Source organism: Puia sp., assembly GCF_036500295.1.
Lineage (GTDB): Bacteria > Bacteroidota > Bacteroidia > Chitinophagales > Chitinophagaceae > Puia.
Map to the genome: position 1 here is coordinate 22,398 of NZ_DASYCH010000087.1, position 25,843 is coordinate 48,240.

Annotated in this window: 21 protein-coding genes; 10 read left to right on the forward strand and 11 right to left on the reverse strand. The window is 54.1% G+C overall.

What is annotated here, in order from left to right:
• Positions 1-191: 191 nt before the first annotated feature.
• A complete protein-coding gene (locus VGM48_RS16550) occupies positions 192-773 on the forward strand; it encodes an RNA polymerase sigma factor (protein WP_331581101.1) in 582 nt (193 codons plus the stop codon).
• 339 nt (positions 774-1,112) lie between these two features.
• Here the strand turns inward: VGM48_RS16550 and VGM48_RS16555 are convergent, their stop codons facing one another.
• The 5 genes from VGM48_RS16555 to VGM48_RS16575 all read right to left on the reverse strand — a co-directional run bounded on the left by VGM48_RS16555 (position 1,113) and on the right by VGM48_RS16575 (position 6,960).
• Positions 1,113-3,137, reverse strand: coding sequence for a protein-disulfide reductase DsbD family protein (locus VGM48_RS16555; RefSeq protein WP_331581103.1), 2,025 nt, complete (start codon positions 3,135-3,137; stop codon positions 1,113-1,115).
• Positions 3,138-3,143: 6 nt separating this feature from the next.
• Entirely contained in the window at positions 3,144-3,599 is a 456-nt protein-coding gene (locus tag VGM48_RS16560; protein WP_331581105.1) for a protein-disulfide reductase DsbD domain-containing protein, read from the reverse strand.
• 39 nt (positions 3,600-3,638) lie between these two features.
• Positions 3,639-4,346: a phosphoribosylformylglycinamidine synthase subunit PurQ gene (gene purQ / locus VGM48_RS16565; RefSeq protein WP_331581107.1), complete on the reverse strand. Its 708-nt coding sequence runs from the start codon at positions 4,344-4,346 to the stop codon at positions 3,639-3,641.
• 64 nt (positions 4,347-4,410) lie between these two features.
• Entirely contained in the window at positions 4,411-5,391 is a 981-nt protein-coding gene (locus tag VGM48_RS16570; protein ID WP_331581110.1) for a DUF6427 family protein, read from the reverse strand.
• A gap of 42 nt (positions 5,392-5,433) precedes the next feature.
• A complete protein-coding gene (locus VGM48_RS16575) occupies positions 5,434-6,960 on the reverse strand; it encodes a hypothetical protein (RefSeq protein ID WP_331581112.1) in 1,527 nt (508 codons plus the stop codon).
• A gap of 150 nt (positions 6,961-7,110) precedes the next feature.
• Here VGM48_RS16575 and VGM48_RS16580 point away from each other — a divergent pair, with 150 nt between their 5' ends.
• Both VGM48_RS16580 and VGM48_RS16585 read left to right on the forward strand, forming a co-directional pair.
• On the forward strand, positions 7,111-9,072 hold the full coding sequence (locus VGM48_RS16580; protein ID WP_331581114.1) for a KUP/HAK/KT family potassium transporter: 1,962 nt from the start codon (positions 7,111-7,113) through the stop codon (positions 9,070-9,072).
• 6 nt (positions 9,073-9,078) lie between these two features.
• Positions 9,079-9,795 (forward strand): alpha/beta hydrolase, encoded by a 717-nt coding sequence (locus VGM48_RS16585; RefSeq protein WP_331581116.1) that lies wholly within the window; start codon positions 9,079-9,081, stop codon positions 9,793-9,795.
• A gap of 4 nt (positions 9,796-9,799) precedes the next feature.
• On the opposite strand, the gene VGM48_RS16590 is transcribed toward VGM48_RS16585, so the two are convergent.
• The 3 genes from VGM48_RS16590 to VGM48_RS16600 all read right to left on the reverse strand — a co-directional run bounded on the left by VGM48_RS16590 (position 9,800) and on the right by VGM48_RS16600 (position 12,824).
• On the reverse strand, positions 9,800-10,735 hold the full coding sequence (locus VGM48_RS16590; protein WP_331581118.1) for a hydrogen peroxide-inducible genes activator: 936 nt from the start codon (positions 10,733-10,735) through the stop codon (positions 9,800-9,802).
• 69 nt (positions 10,736-10,804) lie between these two features.
• Positions 10,805-11,722, reverse strand: a complete 918-nt coding sequence (locus VGM48_RS16595) for an LD-carboxypeptidase (protein ID WP_331581119.1) — start codon at positions 11,720-11,722, stop codon at positions 10,805-10,807.
• A gap of 10 nt (positions 11,723-11,732) precedes the next feature.
• Positions 11,733-12,824, reverse strand: a complete 1,092-nt coding sequence (locus VGM48_RS16600; protein ID WP_331581121.1) for an LD-carboxypeptidase — start codon at positions 12,822-12,824, stop codon at positions 11,733-11,735.
• Between the two features lie 65 nt (positions 12,825-12,889).
• Here VGM48_RS16600 and VGM48_RS16605 point away from each other — a divergent pair, with 65 nt between their 5' ends.
• The 7 genes from VGM48_RS16605 to VGM48_RS16635 all read left to right on the forward strand — a co-directional run bounded on the left by VGM48_RS16605 (position 12,890) and on the right by VGM48_RS16635 (position 21,547).
• Positions 12,890-13,753: a hypothetical protein gene (locus VGM48_RS16605; protein WP_331581123.1), complete on the forward strand. Its 864-nt coding sequence runs from the start codon at positions 12,890-12,892 to the stop codon at positions 13,751-13,753.
• Between the two features lie 54 nt (positions 13,754-13,807).
• Positions 13,808-15,970 (forward strand): methionine--tRNA ligase, encoded by a 2,163-nt coding sequence (gene metG / locus VGM48_RS16610; RefSeq protein ID WP_331581125.1) that lies wholly within the window; start codon positions 13,808-13,810, stop codon positions 15,968-15,970.
• Between the two features lie 120 nt (positions 15,971-16,090).
• Positions 16,091-16,516 carry an OB-fold protein gene (locus VGM48_RS16615; RefSeq protein ID WP_331581127.1) on the forward strand — a complete coding sequence of 142 codons (426 nt, stop codon included), beginning with the start codon at positions 16,091-16,093 and terminating at the stop codon, positions 16,514-16,516.
• Between the two features lie 161 nt (positions 16,517-16,677).
• The gene (locus VGM48_RS16620) at positions 16,678-17,316 is read left to right on the forward strand and encodes a hypothetical protein (protein WP_331581129.1); all 639 of its coding nucleotides are present in this window, start codon (positions 16,678-16,680) and stop codon (positions 17,314-17,316) included.
• 109 nt (positions 17,317-17,425) lie between these two features.
• Positions 17,426-19,828, forward strand: a complete 2,403-nt coding sequence (locus VGM48_RS16625; RefSeq protein ID WP_331581131.1) for a 3-hydroxyacyl-CoA dehydrogenase/enoyl-CoA hydratase family protein — start codon at positions 17,426-17,428, stop codon at positions 19,826-19,828.
• Positions 19,829-19,844: 16 nt separating this feature from the next.
• Positions 19,845-20,885: a TlpA disulfide reductase family protein gene (locus VGM48_RS16630; RefSeq protein ID WP_331581133.1), complete on the forward strand. Its 1,041-nt coding sequence runs from the start codon at positions 19,845-19,847 to the stop codon at positions 20,883-20,885.
• A 2-nt stretch (positions 20,886-20,887) separates the two neighbouring features.
• Positions 20,888-21,547 (forward strand): peptidase M10, encoded by a 660-nt coding sequence (locus VGM48_RS16635; RefSeq protein WP_331581135.1) that lies wholly within the window; start codon positions 20,888-20,890, stop codon positions 21,545-21,547.
• 2 nt (positions 21,548-21,549) lie between these two features.
• Here VGM48_RS16635 and VGM48_RS16640 read toward each other — a convergent pair whose 3' ends face one another.
• The 3 genes from VGM48_RS16640 to ftsZ form a co-directional block, all read right to left on the reverse strand.
• The gene (locus tag VGM48_RS16640) at positions 21,550-22,470 is read right to left on the reverse strand and encodes a TIGR01777 family oxidoreductase (protein ID WP_331581137.1); all 921 of its coding nucleotides are present in this window, start codon (positions 22,468-22,470) and stop codon (positions 21,550-21,552) included.
• 2 nt (positions 22,471-22,472) lie between these two features.
• Entirely contained in the window at positions 22,473-23,789 is a 1,317-nt protein-coding gene (locus VGM48_RS16645) for a gluconate:H+ symporter (protein ID WP_331581139.1), read from the reverse strand.
• Between the two features lie 93 nt (positions 23,790-23,882).
• Complete coding sequence (ftsZ, locus tag VGM48_RS16650; RefSeq protein WP_331581141.1) at positions 23,883-25,832, reverse strand: cell division protein FtsZ; 1,950 nt, start codon at positions 25,830-25,832, stop codon at positions 23,883-23,885.
• Between the last annotated feature and the right edge of the window lie 11 nt (positions 25,833-25,843).

Here is a 25,843-nt window from a genome sequence, read left to right on the forward strand (position 1 = left end):
AAAAATTGTATATCTTTAAACCCTATTTAGTGCAAGCAATATTTTTGCACATTGGAGTTGAGAGTGTGAATATCACAATTAACAAAACAAAATAACCGCTCGCCTATCGACTGAGTACTTCTACACAGAAAAACCGAACCATCTTTAAAATCCAAAATATATCCTATCACCTTTAAAACCCGTAGAAGTTTATGACATTGCTACGCAAAAAAACTGATCACGAACTTATTCACCAATTCAGGGACGGCGATTTGTATGCACTTGAAGCACTCATCATCCGTCACAAGGATAAGTTGTACACTTCCATCCTTTTCCTCGTTAAAGACAAATACCTTGCCGAGGACATCTTCCAGGACGTTTTGATTAAAATTATTGACACCATCCGCGGTGGCCGCTACACGGAAGAAGGTAAATTCCTTCCCTGGGCGATGCGCATCGCACACAACCTCTGTGTTGACCATTTCAGGAAGGTAAAACGTACCCCCGCCATTAAGACCAGCGACGACCGTGACATTTTTGAAGTGATCCACTTCACCGAAGAGGGCGCAGACACCAAAATGATGAAGCGTCAGAGCCACGACCGGGTTCGGCAAATGCTCGACCTGCTCCCCGAGGACCAACGCGAAGTGATCATCCTGCGTCATTATGCAGATCTCAGCTTTAAAGAGATCGCAGCCCTGACGAACTGCAGCATCAACACGGCACTTGGCCGGATGCGCTATGGTCTGATCAATCTTCGTAAGATGATGACCGAAAAAAAGATCGCTTTGTAATGATTTTTACTCTGGAGAAGGATTTGAAAGATGGTAGTCCACTCGCAGGTACGAAGCAATACGAGGGACGAGTTTTTTAATAATCTTTAACTACTTTTGGGTACGGGGAACGGAAACAACCGCTAACTTCATTGTGTGAAAAGATGCTTTAAAAAATATTGAAAGGGTTCCTGTTCTGAACGAACAGGAACCTTTTTATTATAAGTTCTTGTCATTCTGGCCCTCCATCTGGTGTTAAGCACTTGCCCTTAGTCTTGCCGGAAGGCCGGGACAGAATGACGCCTAATTAAAGAAAAAGGCCGTCTCTTACCAGAGACGGCCTTTTCTATTGATGAAAGATCATTGTATCCGTTTGTAGGCGTCGAGCCCGCATTGCAGCCATTGGGCATAGGTCGCGACATTGTCCGTATAGCCCACCGGTTTGTTGAGAAGCTTTTCATCGGGGCTGATGACGACATATAAAGGCTGGGATGCATTCTTGAAATTCTCCGATTGCAGCGTGGCAAACTTATCCCCGATCGTCCGGATGGACTTCTTGCTGCCGTCACTGGTCGTGAAAACAAACTGCTGGTCATCGGGAAGCTGCTTACGGTCATCAACATACAGCGACACCAGGATATAATCCTTGCTGATCAGCTCTTTTACCCCCGGTTTCGGCCAGACGTTCTCTTCCATCTTCCGGCAGTTGACACAGGCCCAGCCCGTAAAATCGATAAGAATCGGCTTATGCTGTTCCCGGGCCAGCTGCAGGGCCTTGTTATAATCATTGACCACATTGGCCTGAACCTCCCCGGCATCCTGCGACTTGCCATACAGGCTGTAAGACAGGGGCGGCGGGAAACCGCTCACCAGCGAACGGTTGGCATAACGGGTATTGGTAAGGCCGGGAGCCAGATAGGCGATGAAGGCAAGGAAAAGAATGGCCGTGGTGATCCGCACCCCACCCAGTTTTTTAGGCGGCGGGTCGTGGTGGAATTTGATCACTCCCAACAGATAGAGAACCATAGCCAGCCCGATCAGGATCCAAAGAGCGAAAAAGGTTTCCCGTTTTAGCAGTCCCCAGTGGGCGACCAGGTCGGAGTTGGAAAGATATTTCAGCGCCAGGGCCAGCTCGACAAAGCCAAAGACGATCTTGATCGTGTTCATCCAGCTCCCCGATCTGGGCAGGGACTGCAGCCAGGAAGGGAAGAGCGCGAAAAGGGCAAAGGGCAGCCCCAGCGCAAAGCCAAAACCTGCGAGGACAACGGTCAACTGGATCGCCCCCCCGTTAGGCCCAAGCGAACTGACCACAAAACTGCCCAGAATAGGTCCGGTACAGGAGAAGGAGACGATCGCCAGCGTAAGCGCCATAAAGAAGATACCACCGACACTGCTGATGTCCGACTTGGCATCCACCGAATTGGAGAACCGGCTGGGCAGCGTGATCTCAAAGAGCCCGAAGAAGGAAAGGGCAAAAGCAATAAACACAGCCGCAAAGAACAGGTTCAGCCAGATATTGGTGGAGATGGTATTGAGAATATTGGCATTATTCCCCTGCAGAAAGTAAAAGGGAACACTGATCAGCAAATAGATCAGAAAAATAAAGAATCCGTAGAGAAAGGCGTTGGCGATGCCTTTGGAGCGCGAGGCCGAGCGCTTTGTAAAAAAGGAGACCGTCAGCGGGATCATCGGAAAGGTACAGGGCATGACCAGACCGACCAGGCCGCCAAGCAGCCCAAGGATAAAGATATTCAGCAGCCCCTTGGTATCCCCGCCGGTGCCGCCACAGGAGTTGACGGGGTTGGCCAGGTCGATGGAAGCCTTTTTCAGCTCCGTCGAAGCACTCGCCGATTCCTGCAGACCGCCCGCCTTGGCGACCAGTGCACCACCCGCCGCATGTCCATAACGGAAAGGAACCTCCAGCGGACCCAATACCGAATCCTTATAGATAGCCATAAACGTTATGACACCTTTCAGATCCTTTGTTTCGCCGGCCGCGGCATCCAGATGGATAAGCCATTTGGCGTCTCCGGTGAAGGACTTCGTAGTCGCATTGCTGAACAGCGGTTCTTTTTGATCTTTCGCCACCCCCTGTTCCTCGATACCAGTGATCGTCGTCCTGACCGAGCTGTCCAGCGCCACCCGGGAATTCGGCAGGCTGTCAGGCATGGTCGTCGAATAAAGACGCCAGCCGTCCAGAATATGGGCATGAAGGACAAGAACGGGTTTCCCGTCTGCACCGGGTTGCGTGCTGAAATCCCAGGTCACGGCAGGAGTCGCGGTATCCGTCTGGGCAAAGCCCCGTTGTGCCGTGAAAAGAAAAGCAAGAGCGAGGTAAAGCGCGATCCGTATCCGACTGCGCCCACCGGTGTAGAGATTTTGCATACTATACTACCCGCCGATATTAACTTTTATATCGACCGTCGAAGGCGGGAGGCATTCGTGATCGTTGCAAACCATAAATTCCACCTTTCCGGCAAGATTGGTCTTTACATTGCTCTTCAGCTTGACCACCTGCACAAATTCGACGGTTCTTTCATAATACCGGACATCATGGTTCCAGGCGGATTCGAATTTCTTGATCACCTGGCCCACTTCCTTTGTCTCCCCGCTGGGCTGGATCAGCGGACTCTTGGTAAACGTAAAACTCGTCGGGATGGGACCGTCCCCACCTACATTCTGCGCATACATATGATAGTTGCCGCCGATAGTGGCGATCATGTGCACCTCATAGGTCTTATCCCCTATTTTCCTGGAAGAATAGCTCCAGTTGACTTCCTTGCTGGATTGGGCCATGGCCAGACAGCAGGTGAGCACGGCCGCGGCGAAGAGTATTGTTTTTTTCATATCAGGCTATAAAGTTCCGCTTCCAAACGTTAAAGAAACTTAAATGTTGACCATACCGGCTTTCCGGGCTACAGACGGCTTTGCCACATCAATAAAAAGCGTCTTCAGGATCGCTTTTCCATCGATGTTCCCCAGGGCTTCGGAACAGGCGCGTTCGGGATGCGGCATCATTCCAAAGACATTCCGGGTCTTGTTGCAGATACCGGCGATATGCCGCAGCGAACCGTTGGGGTTGCCGCCGCCGATGACCCCGGACTCATCACTGTACCGGTAGATGACCTGACCGTTGGCTTCCAGCTCGTCGAGGGTCTTCTCGTCGGCATAATACCGGCCTTCGCCATGAGCGATGGGGACCTTCAGCGCCTTTCCATCGTCGCCGGCGCCGCGAAGCCAGACATTCTTCGAAATGAATTGCTGATTGGCATTGCGCAGCAGGGCTCCCGGCAGCAAATGGGATTCACAAAGAACCTGAAATCCATTGCAAACTCCCAGCACTTTCCCGCCTTCGTTGGCAAATTTGGTGACACTTTGCATAATAGGACTGAAACGCGCAATAGCCCCGCAGCGGAGATAGTCCCCATAAGAAAAACCGCCCGGCAAAACGATACAGTCGTCACTGGTGAACCCGGGCAGGCCGGTATCCTTGTGCCAAAGCATAACTACCTCTTGCCCAAGGTCATACCGCAGGGCATCCTGCATATCTCGATCACAATTGGAACCCGGGAAAACGACTACGCCAAATTTCATATTCGCCTGATTTATTTGCGCCGTAAAGGTACAAAATTTCGGGGGTATCAGCGAGCGGCGGTGCTCAGATAAAATAATTCATCGCCAGGATATACCCGACGATCAGCCAGTGCAGGATATTGGGGGCCAGCGTTTTCGACGGGAAATAAAACGCAGCGGCGTGAAAAGCCGCAAGCGGGACCGCCATGAGGATCCAGTTCTCATAGGAGGTGACCCGGCTGATCAGGATGATCACGATGGAGACCATGAGAAAAAGCAACAGCAGGCTCCAGCTTTTGCGAATCTGGATCAGGAATTTGCTCAGGTTCTTCTGCACAAAAATGCCGCCGACGATAAAGGGGATCACCAGCCAGACGATACCCAGCGTGATCCAGATGGTCGCGGGAAACGCCGGGACCGCAAATTTGATGGAAGGCACGATATCGGCCCATTTCCAGGAGCCCGTGAGATAGAGGATCAGAAAGAGAAAATAGTAGGGAAACGTAAAACCCAGCAAGCCGACAAACCATTCCCGGATACGGAATGGCCGCATGGTCAGCAAGGCCGAAAGCATCAGCAGCAGGAAGGCCACAGCGGGGATATAGAGCAGCGAAACGATGCCGATCCAAACCCCAATATTGAATATAGCCGTCCCCGGCCGGTGACTGTTATAGAGTTCCATCATCCGGTACCAGACCCAGATCATGACCATATTGATCAGCAACGGGGCGGAAAAATGCCCCCAGTCAGGCAAAAGCGACGTGATCAGGATATAGGACATGCCCGGCAGAAAATTGGGTTTTGGCAGGACCTTATGATGATTGGAGATGCGGTTGAGAAGGATGGCCTGGCTGACAAGAAGCAGGAAGGTAAGCACCGAATACCCGATAGGGATGGAATGGATCACGGAATCCAGACCACGCAGGATAACCCGGTAGAGATAGTTATCCGCCGGATGCAAAACCGGGACCACCGGGTGCACGAACAGCGGAAACTTCAATACCAGCGCATAAAATAACAGTATGAGGGCGTTTGCCGGGTTCTTTTGTCTGAAAATACCGATCATGGGGTTCCTGTGTCTTGTCTCCGGATGACGCGTCCGATCGCTTTAAAACTCAACTTTTGCAAAGCAAAGATAATTCCTATATAGACAAGGTATGATAGTTTCCCAGCTGCTCACCTGTTTACCATAGCGGGGCATGAACTCGTAGCCGCGGTCCAGGTTCTTAAGGGTCGGATAACGGGTGACCCTGCCCTCCGGTGAAATGCTCTCGTCGTTGAGGAGCTCGTTCCGGCGTTCGTAGATATTGAACAGGAAATGCAATTCCCCACCGGTATTGACCAGTTCATGAGAAATGCTGTTCTCCGTCTCGTCGTTGAACTGGCTTTTCGGAATAACGGCGCTCCATTGCAGACTGCCCGTCGCATCATAGGACAGCACCAGGATATTCTCCGCATGAAAACGGGTGGCGTAATTGCCGTAGTTCCGGCTCCAGGGGTTGTAATAGGGACTGTAGTAGTAGGGTGAATAGAACCCGCCGGGGCCAAAAGCAGGGTTGTACATATAGTCCCAACGATTGAACATATTTCCCCGGGAGGTGGTATAAAGCGATTCGGAGACCAGCAGATAGCCGCCGTCCCGTTTGGTGATAATATGCTTTATAAAGAAGTCGTTAAAGGCCATACGCAGATTGGCATCGGTGCTCTTGGCCTGGCCCCGGAGATCATCGGTGAAAACGGTCAGCTTCTCGTCCGCCTTGCTATCCGTAGCCTTGTCCCAGATGACCGCATAAAGCCCTTCGATATTGCCCCGGCGCTGTTTGTAATAAAACCCGGAAAGGATATAGCGCTTATTATTGTTATCGACCTTTATCTTTATTTCATCGAGGATGCGATCCCCCGAGCCGATATCCCTTACCGAGAAGCTGTCGGCGATTGGTCCCTTGGTAACGAGTGAAACCCGGGTAATATAGTCGTTGCTGCCGCTGCGCTGATACCGGCCAAAGATCAATTGCCCCTCGTTGTCGAGCTGGAAGTCGGTGAACAGATCGTTACGCTCCTCCATCGGCAGGAAGATGCGGTGGCGGTCGATCCGGTTCAGCTGGGCATCGAACAGAAAGGTCGTGAAAAGGAAACTGCGGGGGTTCTTGCTGTTGATCTTGAAGACCATGATCCGCTGCTTGTCATCGCTGACGACCGTGGTATAGATCTTATTGTTGGCGGCAAAACTGATCTGGGTCGTGTCCAGCTCTACCGGCTCCCCCATCTTCTGCCCCTGGGAATTCAACTTTACGGCCGTACAGTGGACGATGCCCTTCTTCTGGTATTCGTAGATCAGGTAGCAGAAATCCGCGTAGGCGACAAAGTCCACATTGATATACTTGTCCGGCATGAAGCTCAGGGGTACCCGCTGCTGCAAGTGCATTACACTATCGTATACACTGACAGCGCTGCTTGAACTATTATTCTTGAATACCAAGTAGTTACCATTCATCTTGCCGATAATCTCGAAATTGGTGCGGCGGCCGTCTTCCCGCTCGGGTTCGGAGTAAGTGATTTGTTGAACCTGGGCCTTCGCGCCCGCCCAGGCTAATAGGGTCAGTGTGAGAAGCAGCGATGACAGGATTCTGCTCATTGTTTTCACTCAGTTTTTTAGAAGTTGTAAGATAGGTAAAAGTTTGACTGTTATAACCTACGGTTTGTTTAAATATAGGGTTGCCGCGATAAGCCGAGGGTCTAAAATAAGGTTGTATGTTTCATGGTTTTCGCTATAACTTTGCCGACTGTGAGTAAACAGATCAATAAAGTCAGCTTTGCTAACCTTGTTATAGCATTGGGCATCATTTACGGCGACATCGGGACCTCCCCCCTCTACGTTCTAAACGCCATCATCCACGGAAGAATAATCGAAGAAAAGCTGATCCTGGGCGCGCTTTCCTGCATCATCTGGACCCTGACCCTGCAAACCACCGTAAAATACATCTGGCTCACTTTAAAGGCTGATAATAAAGGAGAAGGGGGCATTTTCTCCCTCTATGCCCTCGTCCGGCGTCAAAAACGCTGGCTCGTCTTCCCCGCCATGCTCGGGGGCGCCGCCTTACTGGCTGACGGCATGATCACCCCGCCGATCTCCGTGACCTCCGCCATCGAGGGTCTGCGCCAGATGGATGCCTTCCGGTATATCGACCAGTCCACGATCGTCTACCTGGTCATCGGCATCCTGGTGATCCTGTTCTTTCTCCAGCAGTTCGGGACGGAATCCATCGGCAAGCTCTTTGGCCCCATCATGTTCATCTGGTTCAGTATGCTGGCCGTATTGGGCAGTAACCACCTGCTCGACGACCTGGGTATCTTCCGGTCCCTGAGCCCCTATTATGCCATCCAGCTGCTCACCACCTATCCCAAGGGATTCTGGATCCTGGGGGCCGTTTTCCTCTGTACAACCGGAGCGGAAGCGCTCTATAGCGACCTCGGTCACTGCGGCCGGGGCAATATCCGCATCTCCTGGATCTATGTAAAGACCTGCCTGGTCCTTAACTATCTCGGGCAGGGCGCCTGGCTGATGGCGAAATACCAGGGCCGGGTGTTCGATACCAATCTCGGCAACCCTTTTTACAATATCATGCCCTCCTGGTTCGTCGTCCCGGGCATCATCATCGCCACCGCGGCTGCCATCATCGCCAGCCAGGCCCTTATCACCGGTTCTTTTACGCTGATCAGCGAAAGCATGCGGCTGAATCTCTGGCCAAAGCTGCGGATCAGCTATCCCACGGAAGAGCGCGGGCAGTCCTATATCCCGGCGATCAATTTCCTGCTGTTCCTGGGCTGTACAGGGGTCACCCTCTATTTCCGGAGCTCGTCGCATATGGATGCCGCGTACGGCCTGGCGATCACCCTTTGTATGCTGGCCACCTCCATCCTCTTCGCCAACTACCTGATCTCGCGACGGACGAATAGGCTGCTGATCTACCTCTATCTCACCGTATACCTGAGCATCGAACTCAGCTTCCTTTTCGCCAATCTCGAGAAATTCCCGCACGGCGGCTTTGTAGCCATTATCGTCGGCGGGGGGCTGTTTGCCGTCATGTTCGTCTGGTTCCGCGCCCGCAAGATCAAGAACAGATACGTGGAATTCGTGCGGATGGAACATTATATCCCCCAGATCCAGGAACTGAGCAATGACCGCACCGTCCCCAAGGCAGCGACCCACCTGGTCTATATGACAAGTGCCAACAATCCAAAAGAGATCGAACACAAGATCATCTACTCCATCCTCAATAAAAAACCAAAGCGCGCGGACATCTACTGGTTCGTGCATGTCGACACACTGGACGAACCGTATACGGCCGAATATTCCGTGGAACATATCATCCCCAACGATATCATCCGGGTAGAGTTCCGGCTCGGGTTCCGCATCGAACCAAAGATCAACCTGATGTTCCGGAAAGTCGTGGAAGACCTGGTCAACAACCGGGAAGTGAACATCACCAGCCGGTACGAATCGCTCGAACGGAATAATGTGGTCGGCGACTTCCAGTTTATCGTCATGGAAAAATACCTGAGCCAGGACAACGAACTGCCCTTCTTCGAACGGGTGGTCATGAAGCTCTACTTCTGGCTGAAGGAACTGAGCCTCTCCGAAGAAAGAGGCTTTGGACTCGACCCGTCTAACGTCACGATCGAAAAATTCCCGCTCATCGTCTCGCCGATCCCCAATTTCAACCTGAAACGGATCAGCGTGGAATAAAAAGCTATGAATAAAAAAAAGCTGTTTCGCTGGCTCAAGGTATTTATCCTTTTGTATTGCCTTGTCGGCATCGCCGTGTACTATGGCCAGGAGCGGCTGATCTTTCATCCCGTAAAGGCCCAACGCAACACCTGGTATAATTTTGACCAGCCGTCCACCGAGCTGAATCTCAACTACGACCAAAATACGAATCTGAATATCGTGGAGTTCCGGGCCACAGACCGGCCAAAAGATAGTCTCGCCAAAGGCGTTGTACTGTTTTTTCACGGAAATGCCGCAAACATCGCCGGCTGGGCTTCCAATGCCGGTGACTTTACCGCAAAGGGCTATGAGGTTTGGATGATGGATTATCCGGGCTATGGAAAAAGCACCGGAACCCTCGATGAGCAATCCTTGTATAAATACTCCCTGGTGTTTTATAAACTGGCGCGAAGCCGCTGGAAGCCGATGCAGATCATTCTCCAGGGAAAAGGGGTCGGGGCGGCCATTGCTGCGCAGCTGGCGTCCGTCCGGGATTGTCAGCGGCTGATCCTCGAAGATGCATCCTACAGCCAGGACGCGGCCTGGCGAAAATATCTTTTCCTCTATCCGCTCGGCTCACTGCTGCACTACCATTTTCCCACCTATCGATTCCTGCCCGACGTGACAGCGCCCGTGACGATGACCGGGTGCGATAGCCGGTTGAAACCGCTGTTAAAAGCCGGCGACACGTTCACGCCGTGACCGCTCAGATCGGAATGACATTGTTGTTCTTATTCTGCCTGATCTTCTCCGGAATAGACTCGACGATCTCCTGGTGAAGCGCCTGGACCAGCCGCTGTTTGACAAAATCCCGATGGATAACCAGACTCACCTCCCGCACCGGCGCCGGCCGCCGGAAGTGACGGATCAATTGCTTTTGCCTCGCAGTGAGGTCCATGGTGGCCAACTCAGGCAGGATCGTGATGCCGTCATTGAGTTCGACCATCCGGCGGAGTGTCTCCAGGCTGCCGGCCTCATAGTCGAAATGACTGCCTTCCTTACTGGCCTTCCGCAGCTCACAAAGCCGGACGATCTGACTGCGAAAACAATGGCCCTCCTCCAGCAGCCACAGCTTCGAAGGATCGATGTCCTGCGCAAGCATATAGGCTTTTTTATAGGCAGCGTTCTTACGCGAGACATAGACCAGCAATTCCTCATAGAAAAGCACCTGCTCACGGATGCCGTTCTCCTGCAGCGGGGTGACGAGGATGCCCACGTCGATCCGCCCCTCACGCAGCCGCGTGACCACCATCTCTGTGGTCAGTTCGTTGACGACGAGTTTTATCTGGGGATATTTCGTCGTGAAGCCCTGAATGAACAAAGGCAACAGATAGGGCGCAAGGGTGGGGATGATCCCGATTCGTAACTCCCCGGTGAGCACGCCTTTTTTCTCCTGCACGATCTCGCCGATCAATTGTTTCTCCCCCAGGATCTTGCGGGCCTGCCCGATGATCTCCCTGCCCGCTTCGGTGGGGATGACCGGCTGTTTGCTCCGGTCGAAGATCTTCAGCCCCAATTCCTCCTCCAGTTTCTGCACCTGCATGCTGAGGGTGGGTTGGGTGACAAAGCAATGGCCGGCGGCCGTAGCAAAATGCCGATAGGTGTCAACCGCGACGATATATTCCAATTGCACAAAAGTCATATAGAGGATTTCTATGCGAAGATAAAATTAATCGATGTTAACAATCTAAAAAAGGGACGGCCGGCTGAATCAAGCCGGTAGTTCCGCCAGGGTCGCTTCCCGCGATCCGACGCTCAGCGAATAGTCGACGCCTATTTTTACCGCCACATTCTCCTTTCCATGACTGACGGGGAAACCGAAGGCGACGGGGTAGGCTGCGTCCCCGATGACCTCGCGGACAATCTCTTCCACCGTCGCGCCGAAGGGCCGGGTCGTATCCTTCATCTCGGTGAAGCCGCCGACGAGAAGACCGGCCAGCTGTCCCAGCTTCCCGCCGCGCCGGAGCTGGCGCAGCATGCGATCGATATTGTAAAGGTATTCGCCGACGTCCTCGAGGAAGAGGATGGCGCCCCGGGTGTCAGGCTCCGAGTCACTGCCCATCAGATGCGCCAGCAGGGCGAGGTTTCCGCCGATAAGCCGGCCCGTGGCCGCGCCCTGCCGGTTGAAAGGATGCGCGGCAGCGTGATAGACCCCGCTCTCACCCGCAAGTGCCCGGCGCAGCGACTCCACACCGGGGCCGGTTGCGCCGCCATCGTTAAAGGCTCCCGCCATCGGGGCATGCAGGGTCGCCACCCCACAGCGGGTAAGGATATGCGTTTGCAGAACGGTGATATCGCTGAAGCCGATGATCCATTTGGGCGCGTTTCCAAATCGGGTAAGATCGAGACGGTCGATGATCCGGCTCAACCCGTAGCCGCCACGGCCGCAAAGAACGGCGTTTATTCCAGGGTCATCGAGCATCTGCTGGAGTTCGGCAAGCCGTGTATCATCGGTGCCGGAGAAATAATTCTCCGACATGCCGCCCAGCGTCTTTCCGACCCGCACGCGATAACCCCAGCTGACCAGGGTGTCGATACAGACCTGTGCCTTTTCCAGGGGCATATAACCTGCCGGGCATACGATGCCGATAGTATCGCCGGGACGGAGGAAGGGAGGGAGGATGGACATGTTGAAAAGATTATAAGGAGGGGGTCGCCGCAGCCGGGACGGAAGTATCCGTCAGGGTGACCGCTCCCTCCTGTACATCGAGCAAATGAGGGATTCCGTATTTCAAAGCGTAATTGTCTTTTTGATGACCGACAGGGAAGTCAAAACAAACCGGATAGCCGTAGCCTTTGACCCTGGCGGTGACGATATCGGTCACGGTTTGCCCAAACTCCTCGCCGGGATCGTCGGGTTTTACCTTGAATCCGCCGACGACAAGTCCCGCAAGCCTGTCCAGCTTACCGGTACGCTGCAGATGCCAGAACATGCGGTCGATGCTGTACAGATATTCCCCGGTATCCTCCACGAAAAGGATCTTTCCCGCCGTGTCGATATCCGACCGGGTGCCGGCAAGACTCTCAATCGTCTTCAGGTTTCCACCGATCAGCGCAGCCTCCGCGCGGCCGTTGCGGTTGCGCACGTTGGGGGGAACCTTATATTCCATCCTTTCACCACTGAGGGCCCGGCGGATCGAAAGGATACACTCCACCTGTATGGCCTCCGCCTTTGCCCAGTCATCCGGAAAGCTGTTGCACATTTTTGAATGGATGGAAGCCCAGTTGCCGTTGGTATGAAGATGACAGAGAAGAACGGTGACATCGCTGAAGCCGATGATCCATTTGGGCCGATTGGCAAGCGGCGAAAAATCAAGCCGGTCGATGATGTGAACGGCGCCATAGCCGCCGCGGGCGCAGAGGATGGCGCTTAGCTCGGGATCGTTTAACATTTGCTGAAAATCCGCGGCCCGCTCGTCGTCGGTTCCCCCAAAGACCCCGTCTTTTTTTCCGACGGTCTCGCCTACCTTGATCCGGAAACCCCAGGATTCGATCAGCTGAGTGGCGGGCAGGATCTCTTTGGCCGTGATGTCACCGGCCGGGCAGGTGATGCCGATGACGTCGCCGGGACGAAGATAGGGCGGGATGATCAGCGGTGTCGGAAGGGCGGCGCTGGAGGCTGCGGTATTCCGGGATACGGAAGGCACGGCATTGGGCGTTGCGGCCGCCGCCAGCACAGGTCCTGCGGCGCCGATCGTTAACAGGGAAGACAGAAAGTTTTTTCGGTTCATCTTTACAATTGAATTAATATTGTCGCACAGTTTGGGTCGAGCCTTAAAATTACTACTTTATACATATGCGTTCATTTTGGGTTATCCTGTTTGTGTTATCAGGATGGGGATTGGAGGTGCGGGCACAGGATCTAACCGGGCAATGGACGGGTACCGCCACCGGCAAATCGCCGGACAATAAACAAAAACTGGTCCTGTCAATTACGGAGGGCGATTCAGCCTTCGGGGGTGTGCTTCACTGGTACTCTCCGGAAACGCAAACGATCCGGCATATTATTGTTAGTGGACGTTTCTATGGCAAGGATTCGATCCTGACCATCCGCGAAGACAGTACGGTGAATATCGAAGAAGGCCGGGCCGGAGGCCCTCCGGGCGGTTTTTATATTCTTTTTTACCGGCGCACCGCCGGCCGGCGCGATCAGCTGCAAGGCCATTGGCGAGGAATGGGCGGATGGATGGGCACCTCCGACGACCTGACCATCCGGCTGGAAAAAAAGGCGCCGCCCTTTCTCCCCCTGCCGGTCCTAAAGCCGAAAAAGAAGGATTCCACCGGCCACAAACAGGTACAGGCTTTACTGGGACGCGAGTCCATAGTCGCGGCCAACATCCCCGTCCCGGCACAGGGGGTCGATACGATCCGCATCGAGCTTTATGATAATGGAGAGATCGACGGGGATTCGGTCAGCCTGTTCCTGAACGATCAACTGCTCTTGCAGCACCTGAAACTCACGGCACAGCCAAAAGTGCTGCTCGTGCCGGTGGATAAAAGCATTCCCGTCAACCGGCTGGTGCTTTTTGCCGAGAATCTCGGCCGCCTCCCACCCAATACCGCCCTCATGGAAGTGACCGTGCACGGAAAGACCTATACCCTCTTCCTTTCCACCGATTTTAAGAAGAACGCATCGGTGGAATTCCAGCTGCAGGAGTGACGCCCAAACCTGATTTTTTGCCGCGATATAGATCGCGTAAATTTGCAGCCAATTATGACGACTCAACCGAAAAGATACCTGATCACGGCGGCCCTTCCTTATGCCAACGGGTTAAAACATATAGGCCATCTGGCAGGCGCCTACCTGCCGGCGGACATCTATGTCCGATACCTGCGGGCACAGAAGCGCGATGTGGCCTTTATTTGCGGCAGCGACGAACACGGAACGGCCATCCCGATACAGGCGATGAAAGAAGGGACGACACCGCGGGCGATCATCGACAAATACCACCACCTGATCAAAGAGAATCTTGCCGACCTGGGCATTTCCTTCGACATCTATCACCGGACAAGCGACCCCCTCCACCACGAGACCGCACAGGAGTTCTTCACCTATCTGAACAGCCGCGGACAACTGATCGTACAGGAAAGCGAACAATATTATGACGAGGAGGCAAAAACGTTTCTTGCCGACAGGTTCATCGTTGGCACCTGCCCCGTGTGCGGCAACCCAAGAGCCTATGGCGATCAGTGCGAGAATTGCGGGACCACGCTTAGCCCGGAAATGCTGATCCATCCGCATAGCACCCTTAGCGGATCACAGCCGGTAAAAAAGAAGACCAGCCACTGGTATCTACCCCTGGACAAACATGAGGACTTCCTCCGCGAATGGATCCTGAAGGAACATAAGGATGACTGGCGGACCAGCGTAGTCGGCCAGTGCAAGAGCTGGATCGACGGCGGCCTGCAGCCCAGGGCCGTTACCCGCGACCTGGATTGGGGAGTTCCCGTGCCCCTGCCGGAAGCCGCGGGAAAGGTACTGTATGTCTGGTTCGACGCACCGATCGGCTATATCAGCGCCACCCGGCAATGGGCGATCGACACCGGCAAAGACTGGAAGCCGTACTGGTACGACCAGGAGACCAAACTGGTCCATTTCATCGGTAAGGACAACATCGTATTTCATTGCATCATATTCCCGATCATGCTGAAACTGCACGGGAATATCCTGCCGGACAATGTTCCCGCCAATGAGTTTATGAATCTCGAGGGTGATAAAATGAGCACCAGCCGCAACTGGAAGCTGGACTTGCAGGATTATATCGATGACTTCATAAAGAAGGAGAATGGTGGCACACAACTGGCCGACACACTCCGGTTCTATCTCACCAGCATCGCGCCGGAAACAAAGGACAGCGAATTCACCTGGAAGGGATTTCAGTTCGCCAACAACAGCGAACTGGTGAATAAATTCGGGAATTTCGTCAACCGGACCTTCGTGCTGATGCATAAGCTTTCCCATGGCAAGGTTCCGCCGCTGCACGCCGCCGTGATGGATGACACCGACCGGGAAATGCTTGCCGCCATCGGCGCCACAAAAACAAAGGTGGAAGAACTGCTGGAAGCCTACCGTTTCCGGGACGCCCAATTCGAAGTGATCATGCTCTCCGATCTCGCCAATAAATATATGCAGAAGAAGGAGCCGTGGATCGTAGCCCGGACATTGGAAACGACCCCGGACAACCAACAGTTGATCGACAACTGCCTGCACATCTGTTTACAGGTGACGGCCAACCTCGCCGTCCTGATCAATCCCTTCCTCCCTTTTACGGCGAAGAAGTTGCTTCATATGATGAAAGTGGTGGAGAAAATGCTGGACTGGGAAAATGCGGGAAAGCTCAACCTGCTTAGCGTCGGCTATAGCCTGCGGGCACCAGAACTCCTTTTCAGAAAGATCGAGGACGAAGAAGTGAAAGTGCAGATCGACAAGCTGCAGGCAGCGGGAGCAGCCAAAGCGGCCGCGGAGACGGCAGCCAAAGCCGGTGAGGCAGGTGCAAAACCGGAAAAGCCGGCAGAAAAAGCCGCCGTCCCCAAGTCGGCATCCGAGCCCAAACCTACCATCGTCTACGAGGATTTCGCAAAACTGGACCTTCGCGTAGGAACCATCGTCTACGCAGAAAAAGTGGAAAAAGCCGACAAACTCCTCAAGCTTGGAGTCGATATCGGTACCGAACAGCGGACCATCGTCTCGGGCATCGCAGCACACTTTAAACCCGAAGAGATCATCGGGCGGCAGGTGGTCGTCGTCGCGAACCTCGCGCCGAGAAAGATGCGGGGCATCGAAAGCAATGGGATGATCCTGATGGCCGAAGACGCAGGCCGGTTGTTCTTCGTCAACCCGGACGATAACATCGCGCCAGGGTCGGGAGTAAGCTAATTAGGCGCGGATATGCCCTGGAAGGTCCTAAATCCATCCCCGCAAGCCACGCCCCCATCCGCCGGAGACTAAATAAAATCCCGGGAAGCCGTTTTTTCGTATGTATTGATTATCAATCATATGGAACGGCGCACAAAATACGGTATCTCCCTCCTGGTATTCCTCATTGCAGGCCTGTCGATCTATGGTCTCCTCACCGGGCTGTATCGTAACAGCAAGACCCTCCTCAAAGCCGATGTGCATATTACGGCCCCTGGACTCGCCTCCGCCTTTGAAAGCAATGAACACTTCGCGGATAGCCTTTATCTGAATAAGGTGCTCTCCGTTACCGGCACGGTCAAACAAGTGGTCGGAGCCGGCACAGGCAGGACTATCGCCCGGCTTGACGGCGACGACGACACCAGGACGACGATCGATTGCCATCTGGATAGTCTTTACAACCTGGACACCCCACCACTTCACACAGGGGACAGCGTTACCATCCGGGGCACCTGCGCAGGCCGGTGGGCTAATGTCGTTCTCCTCCAATGCATTGTGGAAAAATAACAAATGTAGTACCGGAACTACCCCCGCGCTAAGTGCTAGCGACTATATTTTTGATTCGGAATACTTAAGGAAGACTATTCCCGTTACAATAGTGCTAACTTTCTTTGGCCGACGCCTCGCTTAAATTCAATATCAAACCTAACACATTCATTCATTGTGCTATGAAACAGACCCTTCAGTACAGGATCCTGCCGTATAACCGCTATAGCTCCTTCTATCAGGAACGAGAAAGTTTCTACCGGAGTTTTATCAACCAATATTATCTCGATTTTGCCCACCAGGTATTATCCCAGGATCATCAGGACCCTTATCTGACCAAGTCGCTCATCGCTCCCCACGATATCCAGTTTGGCGCAAATCCCCGCCGGGTCATCTGGAAGATCGGGATGCCCTCTTTCCAGGTAAAGGATATCAACGATTTTAAAGATCACAAGATCCTGTTCTACCGGACAAAACTGCTGCGCCAAAAAGTATTGATCCAGTTCCATTTCATCAACAACTTCTTCTACTATTCCCAGCTCTCCTTCCTTTCCTTTACGGAAAAGACAAATGACATCCTCTTCAATTCCATCAAATCGAAATACGAATGCCCCAACGCAATGGACAACCGGGAACGGCTGGTCATGACGGACATCTGCAATAACAAACTCATCATCGAAAAAGGCGTCTACCTCACCGTGAGCTATATTACCGGTGACACCTACCCGCAATCGCTCATGGAGCATCAGCTCAAACAGAAGCATGATATGGTGCACCGGGCCGACAACTACGAGATCGACAAACTCAGCAGGATACTCTAAGTTTTTTGCTATATCTATATGAGAATCATTGGACGCGAAATCCTGCGCGTCCAATGATTTTTTTTATTACCTTTCAGGTAAATAGTTGTTTAACTAACTAATTCATTATATGAACCGTATCATCAAAAAAGTGGCTGTATTGGGTAGCGGGGTCATGGGTTCACGCATCGCTTGTCATTTCGCCGGCATCGGGGTACAGACCCTCCTGCTGGATATCGTGCCAAAAGAACTGACCGCAGCGGAAACGGCAAAGAAGCTCACACTCGAACATCCGGCCGTCCGCAACCGGATCGCAAACGACGCCCTCGCAGCCGCCGTCAGATCCAACCCATCGCCGGTCTATACAAAGGAAGTGGCGTCACGGATAAAGACCGGCAACTTTACGGATAATATGAAGGACATCGCCGGATACGACTGGATCATGGAAGTCGTGGTCGAACGCCTGGACATCAAACAGCAGGTCTTTGCCGAAGTGGAAAAATACCGGAAGCCGGGCACGCTGATCACTTCCAACACCTCCGGCATCCCGATCCACCTGATGGCCGAAGGCCGGAGCGAGGATTTTAAAAAACATTTTTGCGGGTCGCATTTTTTCAACCCGCCCCGCTATCTGCGGCTGCTGGAGATCATCCCCACCCCGCACACGGATGAGGAAGTGACCCGGTTCTTACTGCACTACGGCGATCTCTACCTGGGTAAGACCACGGTATTGTGTAAGGATACCCCGGCCTTTATCGCCAACCGCGTGGGTGTCTACAGCGTGATGTCCGTGTTTCACCTGCTCGATCAATTGGAACTCACCATCGATCAGGTGGAAGCGCTGACGGGTCCGCTGATCGGCCGGCCAAAGTCCGCGACCTTCCGCACCTCGGACGTAGTGGGGATCGATACCCTCGTCAAGGTCGCAAAAGGCATCGCCGCCAACTGTCCCGGCGACGAACAGCGGAGTATCTTCGATATTCCTGTCTGGCTGGAGAAGGTAGTGGCCAACAATTGGCTGGGAGATAAGACGGGACAGGGTTTCTTTAAAAAGACAAAAGGCGCAGACGGGGAGCGGGAGATCCTGACCCTGAACCTGGCAACAATGGAATACGGCCCGCGGCAAAAACCCAAATTCGCTTCAGTCGAAGCGGCAAAAGCCGTTGACCATCTGCCCACCCGCCTTCGGATGCTGATGCAGGGGACGGACAAAGCCGGCGAGTTCTTCCGAAAATTCCACTATGGGCTTTTCTCCTATGTCAGCCATCGTATCCCCGAGATCTCGGACGAGCTATACCGGGTCGACGATGCGATGATGGCAGGGTTTGGCTGGGAGATCGGCGCCTTCGAAAGCTGGGACGTGCTGGGCGTAGAGGCCACGGTAAAGAAAATGAAGGAAGCCGGCTACCCGGTAGCAGCCTGGGTGGACGAGATGCTGGCGGCAGGTATGAAGACCTTCTACAAGGTAGACAACGGGAAACGCCTGTATTATGATAGTACCACCAGGCAATACTTGACCCTGCCCGGCGGCGAAGCCTTCCTCGTGATGAAGAACTTTGCCGGGCAGACGGTTTGGAAGAACAGCGCCTGCAACGTAGTTCACCTGGGCGACGACGTGCTGGGCCTGGAATGGAACACCAAGATGGGTACCATCGGTGGAGAAGTGCTGGAAGGCATCCAGCGGGGGATCGGTCTGGCGGAAGAAAGCTACAAGGGCCTCGTTATCGCGGGCGATGGCGCCAACTTCAGCGCAGGAGCGAATGTCGGGCTGATCTTCATGCTGGCGATCGACCAGGACTATGACGAACTGGACATGGCCATAAGACAGTTTCAGCAAACGATGATGCGGGTACGTTATTCCGCGGTGCCGGTAGCAGTGGCCCCGCATGGCCTGACACTGGGCGGCGCCTGCGAGATGAGCCTTCATGCCGATCGGGTCATCCCGGCGGCGGAGTCCTATATCGGTTTGGTGGAGTTGGGAGTGGGTCTGATCCCCGGCGGCGGCGGATCAAAAGAGTTTGCACTCCGGGCCGCCGACGAGATGCACGACGGCGAGCCGGAGACGATCACCCTGAAGAACCGGTTCTTCACCGTGGCTACGGCCAAAGTCTCCACCTCTGCCTACGAAGCCTTTGACCTGGGTTATCTGAAAAAGGACCGCGATATCGTCAGCATCAACCAGGGCAGAAGGATCTCGGAAGCAAAGAGCGCCGTCATCGAATTGTATAATGACGGCTACACGATGCCCGTCCCACGCAAGGATGTAAAGGTCCTGGGGCGTTCGGCCCTGGGTGCCCTATACTCCGGCATCCATTCGATGTGGCGCGGGCAATATGCCACCGATCACGATGTCGTCGTCGCCAAAAAGCTGGCCTTCGTCATGTGTGGCGGCGATCTCAGCGAGCCCGCAATGGTCTCCGAACAATATCTCCTCGACCTCGAAAGAGAAGCTTTTCTCAGTCTTTGCGGTGAAAAGAAAACACTCGAACGGATTCAAAGCGTACTAAAAGGCGGTAAGCCGGTACGGAATTAAATGTTATTTTTATAGCATGAATTGCCTCGCTATTGCCGGAGCGGGATTGCTTACCCTAAGCCTCGCCACCGGTTGTTTTGCAAAGGAACCACCCCCTGCCCCTTCCGACAGCAGCTATGCACTGTCGGGGACAATCGAGGGGCTGGACAAGGGTTGGGTCTATCTGACCCATATCGGTGCCACGTCAAGGATCGACTCCGCACAAGTTCAGAAAGGAAAGTTCTCCTTCTCGGGAGCCGTCGCCGCCCCGGAGCTTTGCGTCCTCGCCTTTAGCGGCCCCGGCGTCCAACGCCAGAACGGGCCTTATTTTTTCCTCGCCGGCGGCCATCTCACCCTCACCGGCCGGAAAGAAGCCTTCTCCACGGCCGTCATCAGCGGGAACCCGGTCCAGCAGGAATATCTTCAGTTCAGCGCCGCCGAAGCCGGGATCAAAGATGAAGGCCGGCAAAAACAACAGGCTAAGACCTTCGCCCGGCAACATCCGTCCTCTTACGTCTCTGCCTTTGCCTTACTCGAATATTTCTCCTATAACGTCGACGAAAAGGAACTGGACAGTCTCTATACCGGACTGGACATCCCCGTTCAAACCTCGTTCCTGGGACTGCAGGTAAAAGAGATCCTGCGGGGGGCGAAACTGACAGCCGTCGGTAATCCGGCCCCGGTCTTTACCCAGGATGATGTGGACGGCAGACCCGTGGCGCTTGCCTCCTTCAAAGGGGGTTACGTCCTGGTGGATTTCTGGGCATCCTGGTGCGGCCCCTGCCGCCAGGAAAATCCCAATATCGTAAAGGCTTTCCATCAGTACCATACAAAGGGATTTTCCATCGTGGGCGTCAGCCTCGACGAACAAAAGGAACGATGGGTGGCCGCGATAAAAAAAGATGGTCTCGCCTGGACCCAGGTATCCGACCTGAAGGGCTGGGACAACCAGGTCGCTGCCCTATATGGTATAAAAGGGATCCCGATGAATTTCCTGCTGGACAAGGATGGAAAAATAATTGCCAAAGGTCTTACCGGGGAGGCGCTGGAGAAGAAACTGGCGGAACTATTACCTTGAACATGGGCGAAGCGGAATTAAATACCTCTGCACACGAATTGGTGATCCGGTCGGTCCTTTACTTCTACGGAGGAGCCGCGGATCAGCCGCTGGCCATCCAGATCGCGGATGATATCAGCCTTGCATGGAACGCCGCAAAAGGTCAGGTAAAGATCCGGGGGGAACTATATGACGTCCGCTTCACCATCGAAGGACACTACCAACCCGATCTCAAGCCGGCTTCCGTATGGCACAATACAGACCCCCGGCTGAATTTCTTTCGCGTGGAAGAATTCTCCCTCCATGATATCTCTTCCGTGGACGGGCTGGGCTGCAACACAGGCTATTTCAAACTGGGTAATCTTCTCCATCACTCGACAACGGCGGCTCACGAATACGGCCATACGCTGGGCCTGGATCACCCCAAATATCTCGACATCCGGGGAAAGGGGCAGCCGGGGATCATGTACCCGCGCGGAACGCTCTGTGATCCGGAATTTCAATATGATCCTGCCGCACAGGCGGGTGGTCCGGGCGGAACGCTGAACCCGTTTAAACGCAAAGTGCTGGAAAGCGATATTGCCGGGCTCCGGCTGTCCCGGCTTTCATTTGACCAGCGCAGCCTGTCGATCCTGGGCGAATTCTCCTCGTTCTACCACCCAAAACACGAAGCGGTGAAATAGCCTCAGCGACGCACGGCCAGATCGGCCAGTGCATTCCCGATGGTGGGATAGATGAACTGAAATCCCGTCGACCGGACCTTTTTAGCACTGACGGTCGCACTCTTCAACACCTCGATACTCATCTCCCCAAGAACCAGCTTCAATACAAACGACGGAACATACACCGGCACGAAATACCGGCCCTTCAACCGCCGGGCCAGCGTGAGCGTTAGCGTCTTGTTGTCGACGGGCTGTGGCGCCACGCCGTTGAAGATGCCGCTGCGGTCAGGTTGTTCGATAGCGTCCACATAAAGCCGGCAGAGATCGTCGAGATGGATCCAGCTGACGACTTGTTTGCCGCTGCCCAGGATCGCGGCCGTACCCAGCCTGATCGGTTTGCGAAACTCCGCCAGCGCGCCACCCTGCCTCGCAAGCACGATCCCGGTCCGGATGATGACCAGTCTTTTCCCCAGGCCGGCGACCGGGCTGATGGCCTCTTCCCAGAGCCGGCAGGTCTCGCCAAGGAAAGTTTTATCCGGAGCAGCGGTCTCTTCGAATGGATCGGGATTGGGGATGACGGGGTCCGCCCCATACCAGCCGATAGCCGACGAGCTGATCACGGCCTGCACCTTGTTGGGAAGTTCGGCGAGCGCCTTTACCAGCAGTGCGCCCGACTTGGTCCGGCTTTCTTCTATTTCGTTCTTTCGTTTCTTACTCCATCGCTTGTCCGCGACACCCGCACCGGCAAGATGCACAATAAAGTCTGCCTGACGGACAGCCTCCGGGTCGATAACCCCCTTGCCGGGGTCCCATTGGAAAACATCCGGGTTGCCGGCTGAACCGCCGCGGGAGAGGATGAGCACCCGGTGGCCCTTTTCACGCAGCAGCGTTGTCAGTGCCGTTCCGATCAGGCCGGTGCCGCCGGTTATGAGAATAGTCGGCATGGTTAGTGAACGATTTGATTAAGCAATAATACCATCAATAATCCAACCACGGAAACCATCGTCTCCATGACGGTCCAGGTGGCGAAGGTCTGTCGGATAGTGAGGTTGAAATATTCCTTGAACAGCCAGAAGCCGCCATCGTTGACATGGGAAAAGGTCATGCTGCCCGCGCCCACCGCCAGCACCATCAGTTCGGGCTCGACGGAACTTTGCTGCAAGACCGGCAAAAGCGTGCCCACGGTGGTCAATGCCGCAACCGTGGAAGAACCGGTACAGATCCGGATCAGCGCCGCGATACTCCAGCCCAGAACCAGGGGCGGAATGGAAGAGTGTTCAAGGCTTTTTGCAATATACTGGTTCAATCCGCCTTCGCTCATCACCTGCATAAAAGCGCCGGCCCCGGCAATGATCAGCATAAAAGGGGCGACGCCCTTGAAGGCATCCTCCAGCGACCGCATCACCTCCCGCACAGGCCGGTGGCGCTTTATCCCTAACCAGTAGAGCGCCGCCAGTACCGAAAGCAGCATGGCGATATTCGGGTCCCCGATAAAGGCGATGACCTTCTGCAGCGGAGGGACGACAGGAATAAACCGGAAGACCGTCGTCGCCGTCAGCAGGATCAGCGGCAGCAGGGCCATCGCAAGGCTGATACCCAGGGATGGAAGCTCGCCGGGCTCGAGGAATTTCATCGTGAGCAGGGTAGGCGGGGTTGCCGGTTTGTATTTGCGCATCGTCCTGCCGAATACGATCCCGGCGAGAATGATCGTCGGCACGGCGACGATGAGTCCATAGAACAGGGTCTTGCCGATACCGGCGTGCAATTGCCCGGCGATGGCCGTGGGCGAGGGATGAGGCGGCAGGAAGCCGTGCGCGACGGATAGGGCGGCCAGCATGGGAATGCCAAGATACAGAAGCGGCAAACCGGTAACCGCGGCAACCGAAAAAATGAGGGGCAGCAAGACCATGAATCCCGCGGAATAGAACATGGGAATGCCGACGAGAAAACCCGAGAGCGCCATCGCCCATTGGATACGGCGAATACCCGAAATGCGTACAAGCGATTCCGTGATCTGTTGAGCGGCGCCGCTGTCCGCGATAAGCTTTCCCAGCATGGCGCCAAATCCAAGGATGATCACCAGCGAACCCATGATACTGCCGATGCCCTTCTGGATGGCGTCGGTGATGCGGTGAATGTCGAGCCCGGAAGCCAGGCCGATCGCGACGCTGACAACCACAAAGGAGATGAAGGTGTCCAGCCTGCACCAGGTGATGAGGAGGACAAGACAGACAATGCCGGCAAAGGAGAGAAGCAGTGGCATGTCGTTAAAGATAACAAAAAATCCCTCCGGAGAACCGGAGGGAATAAAACAACTAAAAACAAACTAATATGTACGGGTTATTAAATCCATCGATCAGTCTGGGCGTTTCCCGTCGAGGAAAGTATTGATCGTACTGATCTCCGTGTTGTTGTTCTCGTCGGTCTTTACCTCATAATTACTGTAAAAATTCTCGACGTTGGAGATCGTGTTGTAAAGCTCTAAATTACGGCGGATGTAGGCCGGCACGGTTTCAAACTCATTATTCGGATCGGCAGCATTGACGTTGAACGACAAGTTGCGCAACTTGTTGATCCTTTCGGCTGCCCGGCGTTTGAGATCATCCGTATCGTCCTGCGCTGCAGGCTCCTCTGCGGGTGAGTTCGGCACCGAAATCGAGTGAGTTTGATGGGCCCCAGGCTCATCCGCCGTCGGTTCCGCATCCCTGAATACCAATTGCATGTCGGGTGAAGTCTCTTCTTCCTTCGACGGATTCGCGACAGAGGTGTTCAGGGTCGGCTCCTTCGTGGGTGCGCTGTTGTGTTCCGGGTTGGATTGTTTGTCGTTCCAGGGTTCTTCTGCATAGATATTGGATGGCCTTGCAAGGTATCCTCCCGAAGCTGCAGACGCGGGAGAACTTTTTGAGGCGTTTGCCGCCTGGATCTTTGGTTGTGGAACCGGCTCGGGCTCGGTGGAAAGCACCCATTCGATCCGCGGGGACTTATCATCCGAACGGTTTGCCGGTTGTGGCTGGATAATGGCTACCAGCGGAGCCGCGGGCTTCTCCTCCTCTTTCATAAAGGGCGTCGCATCCGCATAGGTGGTCGGATCCACATAGGTGCTCGAACCCGCATAGATAGCCGAACCCGGGTAGTTGGCCGATAAAGGAACAGGAGCCATCTCCTGTTCTTTTACCGGGATAGGTTCTTTCATGTTCAGGGATTCCTTTGCAATTTCAACAGAGGGTAGAACAGGCCGTTTATCGGCGGCAGTTGCTTCAACGGGCGGATTGAGCGTCATTAAGATCTTTTCCTCTTTCTTGGGCGAAGCGGCTTCCGCATCCCGCACCGGGAACGGGTCCCGATGTTCGAAGCCGGTGGCGATCAGCGTAATGCCCAGACTGGAACCCAGCGTATTGTCATAGCCAAGACCCAGAATAACATCGGTATGCTCACCGGCACGGCCCAGCAGATGATTTTGGATGATATCCACCTCATCCATGGTAAATTCATTTTCTCCTTCAGCGGAATTGATATTGATCAATATCCATTTTGCTCCGCTGATATCGTTGTCATTGAGAAGCGGAGAGCTCAGGGCCTCTTCGATCGCCTTTTGCGCACGGCTGTCACCCTTGGCCGTCGCACTGCCCAGGATGGCTACACCGCCATTTCGCATCACCGTGCAGACATCGGCAAAGTCGACGTTTATCTGACCCGTACTATTGATCACATCCGTGATACACTTCGCTGCCGTCGCCAATACATTGTCCGCCTTGGCAAAGGCCTCCTTCATCTTCAGATTGCCAAACTGATGACGCAGCTTGTCGTTGCTGATCACCAGCAGCGTGTCGACATATTCCTTCATCACCCGGATACCCTCCTCCGCCTGCAACTGCCGTTTCTTCCCCTCATAGGAGAATGGGGTCGTAATGATCCCCACGGTAAGAATACCAAGATCCTTACAGATCTTGGAGATGATCGGCGCACCGCCCGTACCGGTACCCCCGCCCATGCCGGCGGTGATAAAGGCCATCTTCGTGTTTACTTCGAGGATGCTCTTGATCTCCTCAAGGCTTTCTTCACACGCTTGCCTGCCGATGTCCGGGTTGGCGCCCGCACCCAGCCCCTGGGTCAGATGTGGCCCCAGCTGGATCTTGTTGGGCACCCGGCTTTGTGCGATAGCCTGCGCATCGGTATTACAAATGATGAAATTCACGCCTTCAATGTTCTGGCTGAACATATGATTTACTGCATTGCTGCCACCGCCACCAACACCAATGACCTTGATGATAGATGACTTCTCCTTCGGTAGATCAAAATGGATCATAACAAAAAATT